Source organism: Altererythrobacter xiamenensis (genome assembly GCF_900177715.1).
Lineage (GTDB): Bacteria > Pseudomonadota > Alphaproteobacteria > Sphingomonadales > Sphingomonadaceae > Erythrobacter > Erythrobacter xiamenensis.
In genome coordinates this window covers 1017455-1033011 of record NZ_FXWG01000001.1, presented here as the reverse complement: position 1 = coordinate 1033011, position 15557 = coordinate 1017455, and the positions used below count along the sequence as shown (strand labels likewise).

The window sequence follows — 15557 nt, the reverse complement described above, 5'->3', positions numbered from 1 at the left end:
ACAAGTACCGCCGAGCTCGCAGCGATAGGATGAAAGAGCGATATCTTGAGGAATGGCACTGGGAGCAGCGCATATTCGACATCATCAATGATGCCATGCCCGAGCGCTACAAGATGAAACTCGTCGATCGCTCATACCGGGATGGTGCATCACGCGCCGGCGAGACGCTGCGGGAGTTCGCCGAGGATCGAAAGCGGCCGCCTGAGAGGCGCAAGTGAGGTGATTACGTGGGCGACTAGCCGGACGAAGCACGAATGTCTGCATTGCTCCCCAAAGTCGGACGTTCGAGGTCGGTGCCCAATTACCTGAAAGCCGAACGACCGATTTCAGGAAACGATCGCCATGGTTCTATCGTCTGAGATTGGGTGTGAGGGCGAAGGTCTGAGTGCTTGTGGCAGACCGCCGAATACCCTGATCCACCTTGTGCCGATCACTGACAGCTTGCCAATTTTGCATGCCATCTCGGAACGATGGAACAGGCGAGATGGAAACTCGGCGCTGATGAAAGCTTTGTCCTCGGCCCCGCAATCAGGTTATGTGGACAATCGGGTGCTGCAGAGGAACACCGTCACATGCGAACCTGGTTTTGCCATGCGATAGCCATTCTCGGCGCACTGGCTGCTTTGCCGGTGTCTGCGAACGATGACGTTCGAGAGCGCTCGATCGCCGCTGTCGATGCGATTGAACAGCGTGATGCGGAGAAGGTAGCCGCGATCATCGCACCCGACTTTGTCGCTATCAATACGCGCGGAGACTTACGCGATGGCGAAGAACTCGTCACGAGCCTGCGCAACTGGCCCTTCGAACGACGTCCGGCTCCCCTGCGTATCTGGACACAGGTTCGGATACGGGAGAGCGAGACCGGAGCGACGTTCGTGGCGCGCTCGCAGGTAGTTGCGGAAGGAGAGGACGCGCAGGCGATCCACTCGACGCTCTACACCCTTCGCTGGACGCGCGATGCAGACGGCTGGCAACTCTCTGGTTATCAGAGCGTGAGAATGCCGGCCCTGCCAGACATTGTCACCGTGCGAAGCGGCGAATTGAACCTCAAGGCAATGGTCTACCGCCCGCAGGGCAAAGGGCCCTTCCCGGTCGTCGTTTATGCTCACGGCAACGAACCCGACCCGACCTCCCTGTTCGAGAGCGTGGGACCTGCCATCGCCGCTCGCGGTTATTACGTTATCGGTGTGCACCGCCGCGGGAGCGGACTTTCGGCAGACCAGGCACCCAACCTGCTCGCTCAGCTTACAGAGATCCAGAAGAACGAGGGCGATGCAGCGCGCGCGCAGTTCGCCATTGCTCAGCTGGAAGGCCCGCAGCTCGATGACCTTGCCGCGGCGATCGCGATGGCGGCCTCGCACCCCGAGATCGAACGGAAGCGGATCTTCGTAATCGGCAATTCCTTTGGCGGAGTTCTGGCCCTGCTTGCAGCCGAGCGCGGTCTTGGCCTCAAGGGAGCGGCCGATTTCGCGGGTTCGGCGATGAACTGGGAGGGGTCGGCGCTATTTCGGGAGCGAATGCGAGAGGCCGCGAGAAATGCGCGCATTCCCATCTTCCTCGGTCAGGCAGCGAATGATTTCAGCACCCAGCCGACCATTGAATTGGCCAAAGAGCTGGCCGCCTCGGGCAAGCCTTACAGAGCGAGAGTTTTTCCGACTTATGGCATCGGTCCGGTCGACGGACACGGCTTTGGCATCCACGGGGTGGATTTGTGGTTCGACGAAGTCATGGGATTTCTCGATCCGCCCCCCGCGAACCATGACCCGCTCAGCGGTCAGAGGCTGCGTCTGAAATCGATCAAGTCCGTATCGATCCCTCGTCTTTAGGTTCGTTAGCGGCACCTCTGGTCTACACACTCACATCCTGATGAGCGGACCGTCTGAAATCGGCCCAGCTATCGCCGCTGAGCTATATCCAATCCGACAGCCGAAATCAGGGTCCACGCACGATCTCTTCGGTTACTGCATGGCGTTCGAGGTGCAATCATCCTGATGCACTGGGAGCGGAAACCTCAACCGGTTCCGCTGAGCAAGCGTTCGCTTATGGCTTTGGGCCTTCTGGCGATATCCGCCAGGGTGAAATTGTCGAGGTGCGTCAGAAACGCCTCGAGTGCACCTCCAAGAGCAGGCTTCAGCCCGCACACTCCGTCAATTGTGCACGCAGCCTCTCCTCCCATGCAGGCGACAAAGCCTTCGAAGCGTTCGAACTCGCGCACGACCGCGCCAACATTGATCTCGTCCGGTTCAAGCGCGAGCTGCATCCCCCCGCCCCGGCCCCGCATGGTGCGGACCAGGCCCGTTGCATTCAGCTGCTGTGCGACCTTGGCCAGGTGATTGCGCGAAATGCCGTAATGCTCGGCCATCCACTCGACCGAAAGGACCTCGTCGTTTGCGGCCAGTGCCATGAGCATGCGCAAGGCATAATCGGTCTTGAGGCTCAATTGCATTAAATATGCATATAGAATATTGATTTTATCGGCAAGGCCGTTAAATCGGCATTTCAGATACTGATATACGAGTCGTGCCGACCATGAGCCAGACACTTCAAACCCCAGACGCGCACCGCCATGCCTTGCGGGTTCGCGTGGCAAAGCGGGCTCAGGCCGAGGCTATCGGGATTGATGAAGACTTCGTCTCGGACATGGTCGAGCGCTTCTACGCCTCGATCCGCGAGGACGAACTGCTCGGCCCCATCTTTGCCGAACGGATCGACGAATGGCCGCCACACCTTTCCCGGATGAAGCAGTTCTGGCGCTCGATACTGCACAACAGCGGTGATTTTTCCGGCAACCCAATGGTGAAACACATTGCCATTCCGGGCCTGACCGAACGGCATTTCAGTCGATGGCTGGAGCTCTTCTACGCCAATCTACACCAGATGAATCTCGACGCGCGCGCCGTTCAACTTGTGGGGGATCGCGCGCGAATGATCGCAGATAGCCTGCTTACCGGCATCTCCGTTCAACGCGACGGCATTGGCGGAGCCATTGAAAGGAAGGATCTGCCCCATGTCTGAATACAAGAATGACCGCCGCCAGTTCGAGGTTGCAGACCGCCTCGAAGATATTCTTCCCGATATCAAGGTCGCAACGCAAGAGCAGACCACCGCGCAACCGGAGGCCCGCGGTTTTGAACTCCTCGCCCGGATCTGGCTGACGATGATTGCTTGCTACGGCGTCTTCCTGACCAGCATGATCGCCACGTTGGGATCGAGCGGAAAGGCATTGCTCTCCATCGTCGTTTCAATTGTCTACGTCGCGGTCTTCTTTTCGGTCGGCCGGATCATTGTCGCGCAGAATCCCGACCAGACGTCATCCCCACTCGATCGCGACGGTCGGTTGATGACGCATTTCGGCCCTATGGATCGCAAGGCCGTCTATGGACAGATTGTCGTAGTCCCCGCGGCAGTGGCATTCTTCGGCCTCGCGGTGTCGGTGATTATTGCGTTGCAAGGCGCAGGTTCATGATCGCGCACCCAATCGACAAGCATAGGTTCACAGCGCCAGTTTCGATGAAGACCTATCGCAAGCTAGGCCCGTTCGACGCCGCGAGCTTGCCTGCTTCGGGAGCATCGAACCAAGCAAGGCACCTGGGCGCGCCTCACCGTCCATTCGGGCGAGATTGGCTTTGCCTGGGATGATCCTGAGAGCGAGCAGTACACGATCATCCTCGGCCCCGGCGACAGCATCGATGTACCGCCGCGTGTCCCTCATCATCTCGTGACTCAACAAGGGGACTTTAGCATCGAAATCGAATTCCTTGCCGAGGCAAAATAAGGCCGGCTTTTTGCCCTAACAACGTCGATGAGTAGAGGCTGATATGATGTCCGACGATGCCAGATCGGGCCGTCGCCGTCCTCAATCGCGTAGCAGGATGAACGACGGTTTGCAGTTTGTAGCTACCAAAAGCAGACTTACTGCAAACGGCCCCCAATCGGCCATTCGGATTTTGTCTGCCGAAACGTCGGAAACTGGGCCGTAAGCAGACCGTCCGCTTTTAGATCGCCTTCGCTCGAAAGTGACACTCCACGGTAGGCCTTATTTGCGGGCGATTGGGTTCATCAAGAAGTTCGCTGCGAGCACAAATCAATTGGCTCTTATGGGTGAAATATTGGCCTTGCATCAAATCAGCATCGGCTGAAGTTTAAGGGACTTCCAAGAACAGCGGGTTGCTTTCCTTGGAGTAAAGCGCTTCGACGGCTTCGGCACGCTTCGCAAGGACTGCGCCCTGGTTGATGTAGCCCTTGTCGGTGATTTCGCCCGCATCAAGCGACGGCGGCTCGGTCAGCAGCATCATGCTGCCGACCTTGCGTGAAGTGCCGCCTGCTGACGCATTGAACGAAGCCAGCTTCGAAGCGATATCCTCCGCCAGATTTGCAAGGCCAGTAGGCCCGTTCTCCGCCACGTATTTCTGCGCTGCGACGGGGCTCGGCCAAACGAGCAAGCCAATATGTTCCCGGTCTTGGCCGGCGACGACGCAATCGTGGATGAGCGGGCTGCAAGCAGCAACGATTTGCGGTCTGAGCGTGCCGACCGAAACCCAGGTCCCTGTCGATAGCTTGAAATCCTCGGTGACGCGACCATCGAATACGAGGCCGCGATCAGGATCGTCTTCATCAAGGAATCCCGCCGCATCGCCCAGACAGTAAAAGCCCTCTTCGTCGAAAGCCTCCGCGTTCTTTTCGGGGTCATCCTTGTATCCGGGAGTGACCGAAGACCCTTTCACCCGCACTTCCATTTTCGCGCCATTGGGCACCAGTTTGAGGGTAATACCGGGCATCGGCAGGCCAATCAGGCCAACCCGGTCGACTACCCAGTGGACCATCGTAATGCCCTGGGTTTCGGTTGCACCGTACATCGTGGTGATCGGAATGCGCTTCCCGGTTTCGGCGATCGCGAGTGCCTGTAGCCGGTCGTATAGGTCATCGGAAAGCGTTGCTCCCCCGTAACCGAGCGAGATTACCCGCTTGAAGAAGGAAGCGCGAAGCCGCTCGTCCTTTTCCATCGCATCGGCGAGCATGGAAAAAGCCACCGGAGCCGAACCGAATACCGTGGGAGAGACTTCGTAGAGGTTCTTGATCGTGGTCTCGAACATGCCGGGTATCGGCTTGCCCTCGTCGAGATACATCGTGCCGCCTGCCCACAGGAGGCCGTTGAAGAAGATGTTGCCGGCACTGATATGGCTCCACGGCATCCATTCGAGTCCGACAGCGGGTTCGCGCTTGTCCCGGCTCTCTTCCGCGAGACCTTCCTGGCCCGCGATGACGGTCGTCATCATTCCGTGCGTCTGAGGCACGCATTTCGGCATGCCGGTCGACCCCGAAGTGAAGAGATATTTTCCCACGGTGTCAGGACCGATTGCCACAACGCGCTCATCGACTTTGTCAGTGGGTTCAGGGCGGCAGAGCTCGCTGAAATCAACCGCACCCCCGGGTTCGCCATCACAGGTGATGACAATCAGATCGGGGGCCGCGTCTCGCAGTCGGGCAAGGGCTGCCGAATGCATGCTGCCTTCTTTTGCGAAAACCGCCTTGGCGCCGATCTTGCGGAAGCAATGCAGCAGTTTCTCGTGGTCCTGCGACATCAGCGAATAGGCCGCGCTGACAGGAGCAATCGGGACACCGGCGGTGTAACAGCCGAGCATCAACAAGCCATGCTCGAGCGAATTGCCCGAGATGACCATAACCGGGTCGTCTGCACCGAAATCGTGATCGATCAGCCACTGTGCGATGGAATCGGCTGCGGCCCTGGCTTCCGCCCAGGTAACGCCGGTCCAGGGCCCATGACCAGGTTCGCGCTGCAGAAGGAACGACCGATCGGGATGCGCCTCGCTGCGTTCGCGGAAAATGGCCGCAAGATTTGGCGGAACATCGGCAGGATCGTGGCGCGACCGAATCAGGATGGAGCCGTCTTCGCGGCGCTCGACATCGGTTGCAGGACCCTTTTGGGGGAGCGGGCTGAATGGGGGTTTGGTATCAGTCATAAAGTCGTTCCCGGCACCGCGGGTAAGGATTTCGGTGCCGGGAACTATCCCTTGTCAGAAGCGGAAGCGAACGGTGGCGCCGAAGCTTGAACTGCGCCCCGGGAAACGCACAGCGGTGTTGGCGTTGGTCGCAGCCGAAGACCAGTAATAGGTATCGGTCACGTTGCGGCCCCAGATGGACGCCTCCCAGACCCCGTCCAGATCGTAGAGCGCGAGGCTGGCGTTGAGGATGCCGTAGCTGTCGATCGCAAGCGGATCGAAATCCTCGATCGTGCTCCCCGTCGAAGACTGGTAGCGGCCGTTGGCAATCGCCCTCAGGCCAAGCCCGGCGGTAATCGGAGTGTCATAGGTAATCGTTGCGGCGCCGGAAAACTCCGGGCTGTAGGGGAACGCGTAGCCGTCGTAATCGAGCGGCTGACCTGCGGCATTGATCCCTTGGTAGCCAACGATCTCGGTCTGCAGCCATGTGCCCGCCACCGACAGTGTCAGCTCGTCGGTTGCATACCAGGTGAAATCGCCGTCGATGCCGTAAGCCTTCGACTTGGGAATATTGTCGAGCCGAAGCAGCGTCGTGTAGATCGGATCGGCGAAGTACACGGCAAGCTGCTTGTCTTTGTAATCGTAATAGAAACCGGCAAGGTTGAGGTTGAACGCATTGTTCGCCAGCGCGAGCTTGGTGCCGATTTCATAGGCGGTCAGCTGTTCCTGACGTGCCGGCCGGTTCTGCGTGGCGATGTTGGCCGCGTTGACCGGGGTCGAGCCTGATTTGAAGCCGCGCGAGACAGAAGCGTACACCAGCGTATCGTCATTCGGCTCCCACGTAAGGGCACCGCGCCAGGCGACGTTGTCTTCCTCGAGTCTCGATGTGACAGGGCCGAATGACAGTGTGTCGACATCGAAAGTGTTGCACTGGTTCTCCGAAATCGGCGGTACGATCGCGCCATATGTGGCGAAGAAGAAGAAGCGGTTGAACAGGTTTACGTTCGGCAGCATCGAGCCGTTGAAGTCGCGCGAACAGCCCTCGTAATCCTGCGTGTCCTCGGTGTAGCGAACGCCGGTCGTCAGGGTCAGCGCAGGCGTAAGCTCCCAGTCTGCGCTGGCGAAGACGCTGAAGGTTTCGACGTCGAATTCCGCCTCGTCACGATAGGTGCGGAACGAGGTCAGAACGTCGTTCACCGAATAGGGCGCATACCCCTGTGCGGCGAAGAACTGGTAGATGCTCGCGCCGCCGAGAGCAGCCTGGGGCGCCAAGATCAGTCCACGGATCGCACCGACATTGGCGTTCTCTCCCAGCAGCGTCTGGTTGGTGTCGATCACCTTGTCATTTGCGTAGTAGCCGCCGACAACCCATTCAGCAGGGCCGGTTGTGCCCTGCAAGCGGATCTCTTGCGAAAGCGATTCGACCTCGCCTTCGGCCCGCTGGCTTAGGATCTCATAAGGGCTGCCGCTCCAGTCGTAGCTCGCATCGCGCTTCACGCGGTTGAAACCGGTGAGCGAAATGAAGCTGATGTCCGGCGTCAGGTCGAACTGCAGCATGCCCCGCAGACCGTAGAAATTGCTGTCTTCGGCATTGGGCTGATCGATACCGGTGCCGCGGCCGATGTTCTGCGCACGCGCAGCGAGCGGCTGCCAGTCGGCCGTGTCGCTCGACCAGTTATCGGCGTTGGCAGCGACGAAAGCCGGAAGACCGGGCGCGTTGAAAAGGCTGAACACAGTGCCGTTGGCCGGATCGGTATTCGGGGTGAAGCCGACGGCCTGCGCGGCAAGCGTGTCGGACTTATTGATCCAGAAGTTGCCCGCAAGCTCGATCCGCATGTCGGGGATAGGCTCTGCCGCGAGGGTCAGACGGCCGCCATAGCGTTCGACCTCGCCCTGTTTTTCGTCGCGGCTGACGCTCTTCTGCCAGCCTTCCCAACTGCGTTCGGTGCGCCACGCTGCGCGCAAGGCGACGGCATCGCCCACCGGAAGGTTGATATGGCCTTCGGTGTTCAGCGTTTCTTCCGTGCCCGCCTCGACCGCGAGGCTACCGTTGAAATCTCCGAATTCTGGCTTGGCCGAAATGAAATTGACAAGACCGCCTGTGGTGTTGCGACCATAGAGCGTGCCCTGCGGCCCCTTGAGAACTTCGACGCGGTTGAGATCGAAGACCGGCCCGCTGTTCATGAACGGATAGGCAAGCGCGACTTCGTCCTGATAGGTGCCGACGGTCGAGGTCGCGGACAGGTTGATCGTGTTGAAGCCGATCCCGCGCAGGGTGTAAATCGGGATGCCCTGGTAGCCGCGCGAGATATTGAGGCTGGGAACGACGGCCTGAAGATCTTCGGTCGAATTGACCTGGAGATTGTCCAATTGTTCGCCTGAGAAGGCCTGGATGGCGACACCGACGTCGGTGATCGCTTCTTCACGGCGATTGGCGGTAACGATAATCGTGTTTCTGTCGGCGGCGGTCTCCGCCACCGCATCTTCGTCACCCGCAGACTGTGCCAGCGCAAACGTGGGGACACCCAAAGCTACCGATGCCGCGCTGCAAGCGAGAACGCCTTTCGTGATCCTCTTCATCAACTCTCTCCCTTCGACCCTTCTGGGCTTTTATCAGGAATGATAGATTATCAAGTCTGATAATTCTGGCAAGGGCAATTGCTTTGAAGCGCTGAAATGACCATGAGAGCGGAGATGAACCGGGTTCGTACAAATACCGCCACGAAGCAGCTGCCCAAGGGGGCTATCCGCGACACGCTGCTCGAATCTGCGAGTTCTCTGATGCGCGAGCAGGACACGGTCGATATCGGTATTCTCGACATCGCCGCGCGTGCCGAGGTCAATCATGGCATGATCCGCTATTACTTCGGCAGCAAGGAAGGGATGCTGCTTGCCCTGCTCGATCGGGACGTGGGCGTACGAATCAGGCAGCTTGCCGCGCTGTTCCGGTTGAAGATGACCCCGACCGAACGGATGCGGATCCACCTCGAGGGCATTCTCGATACCTACTACCAGATTCCCTATCTCAACCGGCTGATCCAGCTGATGGTCCGCGATGCCTCGCCCGAGCGCGTCCATCATATCGCCGACGAGCTGCTCAAGCCGATCGCCAACGCGCAACATCGCATCATCCAGGAAGGCATCGCCGCCGGGGAGTTCCGCAAGGTCGATCCCAAACTGTTCTACTTCAACACGATCGGTTCGGCTGACGGCCTCTACGCCAACCGCTTCACCCTCTCTGCGGTGTTTGGTGGCATCGCCGAAGCGGACGACGCGCTGCATGAGCGCTACAAGCGCCAGACCGTGGAAACGCTGATGGCAGGGCTTCTCATTTAATTATCAGACTTGATAATTACACGGCAGACGGCATAGATGCGCGCATGGACCTGAAACTTGACGAGCAACAAGAGCTGCTGAAGCAGTCGCTCGACCGCTATCTCGAAAAAACGCTCCCCTTCGATGTTCGCCGCGAGCACACATCGGGGGACGACAGCGTGACCTTCTGGAAGATACTCGAATCGGAACTGGGCATCGCTGCTGCCGGGATCGAAGAACGCTCCGGTGGCTTTGGTGGCGGTAGCGAGAGCGAGATGATCATCTCCGCCGCGCTAGGACGCGCCCTTGCGGTCACGCCCTATATCGCGTGCCACGTGCTGTCGGCGACTGTGCTCGACGAGCTCGGGCAAACCGAATTGGCGCAGCGCATTGCAGGCGGCGAGCTGTTTGTCACAACAGCCATCGAAGAACCGCAGACGCGCGGCGATGTCGCGCTCACCCGGATGCGCGCCGAGCGGGCCGGAGCCAGCTGGCGCCTGACCGGCACCAAGCTGGTCGTCGATTTTGCCGCGCAGGCGGAATTGATACTGCTTCCAGCCAAGGTCGATGGCGGCGAGTTCGCGCTTTTCGCGGTCGATCCGGCGACATTGGGCGCCTCGCTCAAACCCTACTCGCTGATCGACGATACTCCTTCTGCGGATGTCGTGTGTGACGGGCTGGAACTGCCCGAGGACGCCTGCATAGCTACCGGCGAGAAGGTCCTGTCCGCGCTCGAGAAGGCAGTCGCGCGCGCACTCGCGGCGGTTTGCGCGGAAGCCTCCGGCATCGCCTCGGTCATGGTTGCCGATACCGTCGAATACTCCAAGGAACGCGAGCAGTTCGGCGTTCCGATCTCCTCATTCCAGGCATTGCAGCACCGCATGGTCGATATGTGGTCGAAGGCGCAGGAAATCGAAGCGGCCTCGTTGCTTGCCTCGCTCAAGGTGGACGATCCCACCGCGATATCTGCGGCCAAGGCTACCGTGGGCGATGCGCTGCGGCTGATCGGGCAGGAAGCCGTGCAGTTGCACGGCGCGATGGGCCTGACCGAAGAACTGCGTGTCGGCCATTATTTCAAGCGCGCGACCGTGATCGAGAACCGTCTGGGAACGGCCGCGGATCACGTGGAGCGTTACCGCATGCTCCGACAGGTCGGCTAGAGGCCCAGGACCGCCTTGGCGAGAATGTTGCGCTGGACCTCGTTCGAGCCGGCGTAGATAGAACCAGCCCGTTCGTTGAGGTAGCGCAGCGGGGCAATTGCCTGCCAGTTTTCGCCCGAGACGTAACCATCCTCCGGCGCCTCGTAGCCAGGGATATCCGCACCGGGACGGGTGGGATGCGGTTGGAACACAGTTCCACTCGCTCCGGCCGCCTCGAGTGCCAGCTCGGTAAGATGCTGTGCGAGTTCGGTGCCCATGATCTTCATCAACGAGGACATGGGGCCGACGCTTTCGCCGCGCCCGGCCGAAGACAGCAGCTTGAGCTCCAGCACTTCGAGAACATCGATGCGGATCATGGCGCGCGCCAGGCGCTGGGCGAAGTCGCCGTGCTCCAGGAGTGTCTTGTCGCCCATGGTCTGTGAGCGCGCATGGGCTTCGATATCCCATGCCCTGATCTTGAGACCCGCCGAATAGGCCGACCCTCCGCGCTCGAACTCGAGGAGGTATTTCGCCACGCTCCAGCCGTGATCGACCTCGCCGATCACATTCGACTTGGCCACACGAACGTCGTCGAAGAAAACTTGGTTCTGCACCGTCTCGCCCGACAGCATGGTGAGCGGGCGCACCGTTACGCCGTCCTGATCCATCGGGACGAGGATGAAGGTGATACCCTGCTGCTTGCGCCCCTCATTGCTCGTGCGAACCAGGCAGAAGATCCAGTTCGCTTCCTGCGCGTGGGTCGTCCAGATCTTGGAGCCATTGAGGATGAAGTCATCGCCTTCGGAAACAGCGCTCATCTGCAGCGCGGCAAGGTCGGAGCCGGCGTTCGGTTCAGAATAGCCCTGGCAGAAGAAGACCTCGCCGGAGAGAATCCCCGGAAGGAAGTAGTCCTTCTGCTCGGGAGTGCCGAAAGCCGCGATGACATGGGCGACCATGTGGATGCCCATGGGCGAGAGCGATGGCGCGCCAGCCTTGGCCTTCTCGTTCGCGAACAGGTAATGCTGCGCTACACTCCAGTCCTTGCCGCCATGTTCGACCGGCCAGTGCGGCGCTGCGAGGCCGGCTGCATGAAGCTTTTCCTGCCATTCCATCGACGCTTCGTGATCGGGATAGACGCTCGTCGCGTTATGCCCTGCATCGCGAATGTCGTCGGTCAGTTCGCGCTCGAGAATCTGTGAGATTTCGGAGGCGAAGGCCTTGTCTTGCGGGGACCAGTCGAGGTTCATCTTTTATCCATTTGCCGATATTTATCAGTTCTGATAACAATATTCCCCCGCAGGTCAATCTTGCGACTGGATAGCTTGGGAACGGGAAGTCATGAACGAACACTCTTCGATCACCAGAACGGATGGCAAGGCTTATCAGAGGAGCACGACGCCGACGAAGTTCGATTTCACGAAACCGGCCGGAGAGCCTGCCTTCAGCGACCCCGGTTCGGTTCATTGGCGGATCTTCAAGAACAGCATCGCCATGGCCATCGGCGGAGTGGCCGCCGTCCTGCTTGAGTTTGCCGATGCCCGCATCCGGTCTGGCGTGTGGGACCACTCGGTCTATCCGGTCGACCCGATCGGCCGTTCGCAGCGCACCGGGATGGCGGCGATGCTCGGTGTCTACGGACCGCAAAGCATGGCGCGCAAGGTGATCGCAGGCGTCGGACGGATGCATGCGAAGGTGTCCGGCGAAACTCCGAAGGGAGAGGCCTATACCGCGCTCGATCCCGAATTGCTCGACTGGGTATCGGCGACCGCGCAATATGGTTTCCTGACGGCCTATGACCGCTTCGTTTACAAGCTGAGCGACGAGGAAAAGCACGAATACTGGACCGGCGGGGACGAGGTGGCGAAGCTCTACGGCGTCACCGAGATACCCCATTCCGAAGCGGAGTTCCTCGCGATGATGGAACGGCTGGTCCCGCGCTTCGAGCCGCACCAGATCAACAGCGATTTCCTGGAGATCGTATCCTCGGGCAAGGCCCGTCCGGAAATCCCGAAGTTCATTCACAAGGCGCTGGCCCGTGCCGCCGTCGACATTCTGCCGCCGGTCGTGCGGCAGAAACTGGAGCTTGGTCCGGAATGGAACCTCTCCTACCCGGAGCGCCTGCTTGTGAAGTTCGTCGGGCGCGCGGCCGACAAGAAGGTCGAAAGCGGGCATCCTGCCTATCAGGCGGCACTGCGCCTCGGCCTGCCGGGTGACACGGCCTGGCGGCGCTAATTTCCTAAAGTCAGGAGAACTGGCTCCGTTTGTAATGGCGCGTGGCGCTCCCTAGCGGTGCGTCATATTGCGAGTTCACGAGAGGGCCGGTTTTCATCATCAACGAAAGACAGAACCTTATTTGAATGCGGGAGAAATGACTTGAAGACACGGTTTACCGAGATGTTCGGCGTCGAGCATCCGATCGCCCAGGGCGGCATGATGTGGGTCGGCAAGGCGGAGCTGGTTTCCGCCGTGGCAAACGCCGGGGCGCTGGGCTTCCTCACCGCCCTCACTCAGCCCACTCCCGAAGAACTGACCAAGGAAATCGCGCGCTGCCGCGACATGACGGACAAGCCGTTCGGCGTGAACCTCACCATTCTGCCAAGCATCAACCCGCCGCCCTATGCCGAGTATCGCGCTGCGATCATCGAGAGCGGGATCAAGATCGTCGAGACGGCAGGCTACAAGCCGCAGGAGCATGTCGACCACTTCAAAGAGCACGATGTCAAGGTCATCCACAAGTGCACGGCTGTCCGTCACGCGGTCTCGGCCCAGAAGATGGGCGTCGATGCGATCTCGATCGACGGGTTCGAATGCGCCGGCCATCCGGGTGAGGACGACATTCCCGGGCTGATCCTTATCCCCGCTGCCGCCGACAAGATTTCGATTCCGATGCTGGCATCAGGTGGCTTCGGCGATGGCCGGGGTCTCGCAGCAGCGCTCGCGCTGGGCGCCGACGGCATCAACATGGGCACCCGCTTTTGCGCGACGAAAGAGGCACCGATCCACGAGAACTTCAAGCAGGCCATGGTCGAAGCGGACGAGCGCCAGACGAAGCTCATCTTCCGCACCTATCGCAACACGGCACGTGTCGCGACCAATGCCATCTCGGAAGAAGTCGTGAAACTGGAGCGTGAAGGCAAACCCTTCGAAGAGGTAGCGCATCTGGTGAAAGGGCAGCGCGGTCTGGAAGGCTATGAAAGCGGCGACACCGATCGCGGCGTATGGAGCGCCGGCATGATCCAGGGCCTCATCCACGATGTTCCTAGCGTGGGTGAACTGGTGGACCGGATCATCGACGAAGCCGATGCGATCATCACCCAGCGTCTGGCCGAGATGGCTTCATAGGCGGGCTCGCGCGAATGCTCATACTCTATGACCACCCGCTCTCGCCCTATGCGCAGAAGGTGAAGATCGCTCTCGATGAAAAGGGCGTGGGGTACGAAACACGCGTGCCCGACGGGATAGGAATAGGCGGCGCTCAGGGCGATTTTGTCGAAGCCAGCCCGCGCCTCGAAGTTCCCGCCCTCATCGATGGCGATACCCGCTTGTTCGAATCCACCATCATCCTCGAATACATCGAGGAAAAGTGGCCGGAACCCGCCCTGCTTCCGCGCGGTCCCGCCCAGCGTGCCAGGCATCGCACGATCGAGGACGTGCTCGACACGCAGTTCGAAGCGATCGTGTGGGGTCTGGGCGAACTCAAGTGGTTCAAGCGGGCCGATGGAGAACTCGCCGAGGCGATGCAATCTGCCGCCAAGGACCAGATCGACGGCTATTATCGCTGGCTCGAGAAGCAGTTGGGAGAGGACCGCTGGTTCGGGGGTGACGAGTTCGGATGGGCCGATATGTGCACCGCGCCCTACGTGAATGGCGCAGCGGGATTCGGATATACGCCAGCAGAGGGTTCGCGCCTCGCCGCCTGGCTCGACAGGGCCAACGCAAGGCCTTCGGTAAACTCAGCCAGCACCGCCGCTCAGGAAGTACTCAGCGGCATGGAGCAAGTAGCAGGGGCCGTCGAAGCCGGCATATTCAAGCGCGAGTACCGCGATCACAGGCTCGAATGGATGGTGAAATCCGGTGGGTTGGACATCGTCGTGCAGGGGCTGGCAAGAGACAACATCCGGTTCACGCCGCTCCCCGGCTGAAAATTCTTCGATTTGGAGGGACTGGCCATGTCAGGCAGTCACGACATCATCCTGCATCACTACGATGCATCGCCGTTCTCGAACAAGGTGCGCCTCCTGCTGGGTCTCAAGGGCCTCCGCTGGAAATCGGTTGTCACACCCAACATGATGCCGAAGCCGGTTCTGATCCCGCTGACCGGGGGCTACCGCCGCGCACCGGTGATGCAGATCGGGGCCGACATCTACTGCGACAGCCAGGCCATCATGGCCGAGATCGAGCGCCGCCACCCTGAGCCGAAGACCGATCTGGGCGCGAGTTGGCCGGTGAATATCTGGGCCGATCGCATCTGGTTCCAGCATTCGGTCGCGATCATTTTCGGCTCGCTCGGAGACCAGGTGGACCCGGCATTTATCAAGGATCGTGAAAAGCTGTCAGGGCGACCTTTCGACGTGAAGGCAATGGCCGCAGCCGCCGAACCGGCCAAGGAACAATGGCGTGCGCAGGCAGGATGGATCGAATCCGCACTCGCTTCCGCCGGAATCGATTATCTGGGTGGCGCGAAACCCGGCATCGGCGATCTCGCCGCGCACATGAACATCTGGTTCCTCGCATCCGTCTTCCCCGACATGGCCGACGAATTACTGCAGGGCTTTGAACGCCTCCACCAATGGCGCGAGGCCATAGAGACTATCGGCCAAGGCGACCGGGCCGAGATCAGCGGTGCCGATGCGATACAGGTGGCTGCTGGAGCGGAACCGGCCGACGTTTCACTCGGTCACGACGAAGCCGGTGGGGCCCACGATCTCATCGGAAAGCAGGTGATCGTTTCAGCCGATGACTACGGTCGCGATCCCATCGCAGGAGAGCTCCTCGCCGCTACCAGCCAACGCATCGTGATCAGGCGAACCGATCCCGCCACCGGAACGGTCAATATCACCTTCCCTCAGGTCGGCTTCATCGTGAGAGAGGCAACATGAGTGTGTCTGCGCCAAGGTACAAATGGCGACCCGGGTCGCAACGG

The 15557-nt window shown here is 60.1% G+C and carries 15 protein-coding genes; 11 read left to right on the top strand and 4 right to left on the bottom strand.

Going from position 1 to position 15557, the window contains the following annotated elements; all coding sequences use genetic code 11:
* Positions 1–29 precede the first annotated feature (29 nt).
* Positions 30–218: a hypothetical protein gene (locus tag CCE89_RS05080; RefSeq protein ID WP_086436876.1), complete on the top strand. Its 189-nt coding sequence runs from the start codon at positions 30–32 to the stop codon at positions 216–218.
* A gap of 252 nt (positions 219–470) precedes the next feature.
* On the top strand, positions 471–1826 hold the full coding sequence (locus CCE89_RS05075; RefSeq protein ID WP_086436875.1) for a dienelactone hydrolase family protein: 1356 nt from the start codon (positions 471–473) through the stop codon (positions 1824–1826).
* A 185-nt stretch (positions 1827–2011) separates the two neighbouring features.
* Here CCE89_RS05075 and CCE89_RS05070 read toward each other — a convergent pair whose 3' ends face one another.
* On the bottom strand, positions 2012–2446 hold the full coding sequence (locus tag CCE89_RS05070) for an RrF2 family transcriptional regulator (protein WP_086436874.1): 435 nt from the start codon (positions 2444–2446) through the stop codon (positions 2012–2014).
* A gap of 83 nt (positions 2447–2529) precedes the next feature.
* Here CCE89_RS05070 and CCE89_RS05065 point away from each other — a divergent pair, with 83 nt between their 5' ends.
* The 3 genes from CCE89_RS05065 to CCE89_RS15560 all read left to right on the top strand — a co-directional run bounded on the left by CCE89_RS05065 (position 2530) and on the right by CCE89_RS15560 (position 3775).
* Complete coding sequence (locus CCE89_RS05065) at positions 2530–3015, top strand: group III truncated hemoglobin (protein WP_086436873.1); 486 nt, start codon at positions 2530–2532, stop codon at positions 3013–3015.
* A complete protein-coding gene (locus CCE89_RS05060) occupies positions 3008–3466 on the top strand; it encodes a hypothetical protein (protein WP_086436872.1) in 459 nt (152 codons plus the stop codon). The genes CCE89_RS05065 and CCE89_RS05060 overlap by 8 nt, the downstream gene beginning before the upstream one ends.
* A gap of 90 nt (positions 3467–3556) precedes the next feature.
* Complete coding sequence (locus tag CCE89_RS15560) at positions 3557–3775, top strand: DUF1971 domain-containing protein (protein WP_086437026.1); 219 nt, start codon at positions 3557–3559, stop codon at positions 3773–3775.
* Between the two features lie 367 nt (positions 3776–4142).
* Here the strand turns inward: CCE89_RS15560 and CCE89_RS05050 are convergent, their stop codons facing one another.
* Both CCE89_RS05050 and CCE89_RS05045 read right to left on the bottom strand, forming a co-directional pair.
* Positions 4143–5981, bottom strand: a complete 1839-nt coding sequence (locus CCE89_RS05050; protein WP_086436871.1) for an AMP-binding protein — start codon at positions 5979–5981, stop codon at positions 4143–4145.
* A gap of 54 nt (positions 5982–6035) precedes the next feature.
* Positions 6036–8540, bottom strand: coding sequence for a TonB-dependent receptor (locus tag CCE89_RS05045; protein WP_086436870.1), 2505 nt, complete (start codon positions 8538–8540; stop codon positions 6036–6038).
* A gap of 96 nt (positions 8541–8636) precedes the next feature.
* Between CCE89_RS05045 and CCE89_RS05040 the strand changes: the two genes are divergently transcribed.
* Complete coding sequence (locus CCE89_RS05040; RefSeq protein ID WP_086436869.1) at positions 8637–9296, top strand: TetR family transcriptional regulator; 660 nt, start codon at positions 8637–8639, stop codon at positions 9294–9296.
* Between the two features lie 44 nt (positions 9297–9340).
* Complete coding sequence (locus tag CCE89_RS05035; RefSeq protein WP_086436868.1) at positions 9341–10435, top strand: acyl-CoA dehydrogenase family protein; 1095 nt, start codon at positions 9341–9343, stop codon at positions 10433–10435.
* On the opposite strand, the gene CCE89_RS05030 is transcribed toward CCE89_RS05035, so the two are convergent.
* A complete protein-coding gene (locus tag CCE89_RS05030; RefSeq protein ID WP_086436867.1) occupies positions 10432–11661 on the bottom strand; it encodes an acyl-CoA dehydrogenase family protein in 1230 nt (409 codons plus the stop codon). The two genes, CCE89_RS05035 and CCE89_RS05030, sit on opposite strands and share 4 nt — an antisense overlap.
* Before the next feature lie 91 nt (positions 11662–11752).
* Here CCE89_RS05030 and CCE89_RS05025 point away from each other — a divergent pair, with 91 nt between their 5' ends.
* From CCE89_RS05025 to CCE89_RS05010, 4 genes are all read left to right on the top strand, one after another.
* Positions 11753–12646: an oxygenase MpaB family protein gene (locus tag CCE89_RS05025; RefSeq protein WP_086436866.1), complete on the top strand. Its 894-nt coding sequence runs from the start codon at positions 11753–11755 to the stop codon at positions 12644–12646.
* A 162-nt stretch (positions 12647–12808) separates the two neighbouring features.
* Complete coding sequence (locus tag CCE89_RS05020; RefSeq protein ID WP_086436865.1) at positions 12809–13756, top strand: NAD(P)H-dependent flavin oxidoreductase; 948 nt, start codon at positions 12809–12811, stop codon at positions 13754–13756.
* A gap of 14 nt (positions 13757–13770) precedes the next feature.
* On the top strand, positions 13771–14556 hold the full coding sequence (locus CCE89_RS05015) for a glutathione S-transferase family protein (protein ID WP_086436864.1): 786 nt from the start codon (positions 13771–13773) through the stop codon (positions 14554–14556).
* A 27-nt stretch (positions 14557–14583) separates the two neighbouring features.
* Positions 14584–15513, top strand: a complete 930-nt coding sequence (locus tag CCE89_RS05010; protein WP_086436863.1) for a glutathione S-transferase N-terminal domain-containing protein — start codon at positions 14584–14586, stop codon at positions 15511–15513.
* Positions 15514–15557: the final 44 nt, after the last annotated feature.

Bases quoted from the DNA above. Each gene is read 5' to 3' on its own strand.
- CCE89_RS05035 (WP_086436868.1), top strand. From the start codon at position 9,341: ATGGACCTGAAACTTGACGAGCAACAAGAGCTGCTGAAGCAGTCGCTC.
- CCE89_RS05025 (WP_086436866.1), top strand. From the start codon at position 11,753: ATGAACGAACACTCTTCGATCACCAGAACGGATGGCAAGGCTTATCAG.
- CCE89_RS05070 (WP_086436874.1), bottom strand. From the start codon at position 2,446: ATGCAATTGAGCCTCAAGACCGATTATGCCTTGCGCATGCTCATGGCA.
- CCE89_RS05065 (WP_086436873.1), top strand. From the start codon at position 2,530: ATGAGCCAGACACTTCAAACCCCAGACGCGCACCGCCATGCCTTGCGG.
- CCE89_RS05060 (WP_086436872.1), top strand. From the start codon at position 3,008: ATGTCTGAATACAAGAATGACCGCCGCCAGTTCGAGGTTGCAGACCGC.
- CCE89_RS05075 (WP_086436875.1), top strand. From the start codon at position 471: ATGGAACAGGCGAGATGGAAACTCGGCGCTGATGAAAGCTTTGTCCTC.
- CCE89_RS05030 (WP_086436867.1), bottom strand. From the start codon at position 11,661: ATGAACCTCGACTGGTCCCCGCAAGACAAGGCCTTCGCCTCCGAAATC.
- CCE89_RS05080 (WP_086436876.1), top strand. From the start codon at position 30: ATGAAAGAGCGATATCTTGAGGAATGGCACTGGGAGCAGCGCATATTC.
- CCE89_RS05010 (WP_086436863.1), top strand. From the start codon at position 14,584: ATGTCAGGCAGTCACGACATCATCCTGCATCACTACGATGCATCGCCG.
- CCE89_RS05040 (WP_086436869.1), top strand. From the start codon at position 8,637: ATGACCATGAGAGCGGAGATGAACCGGGTTCGTACAAATACCGCCACG.
- CCE89_RS05020 (WP_086436865.1), top strand. From the start codon at position 12,809: ATGTTCGGCGTCGAGCATCCGATCGCCCAGGGCGGCATGATGTGGGTC.
- CCE89_RS05050 (WP_086436871.1), bottom strand. From the start codon at position 5,981: ATGACTGATACCAAACCCCCATTCAGCCCGCTCCCCCAAAAGGGTCCT.
- CCE89_RS05015 (WP_086436864.1), top strand. From the start codon at position 13,771: ATGCTCATACTCTATGACCACCCGCTCTCGCCCTATGCGCAGAAGGTG.
- CCE89_RS05045 (WP_086436870.1), bottom strand. From the start codon at position 8,540: ATGAAGAGGATCACGAAAGGCGTTCTCGCTTGCAGCGCGGCATCGGTA.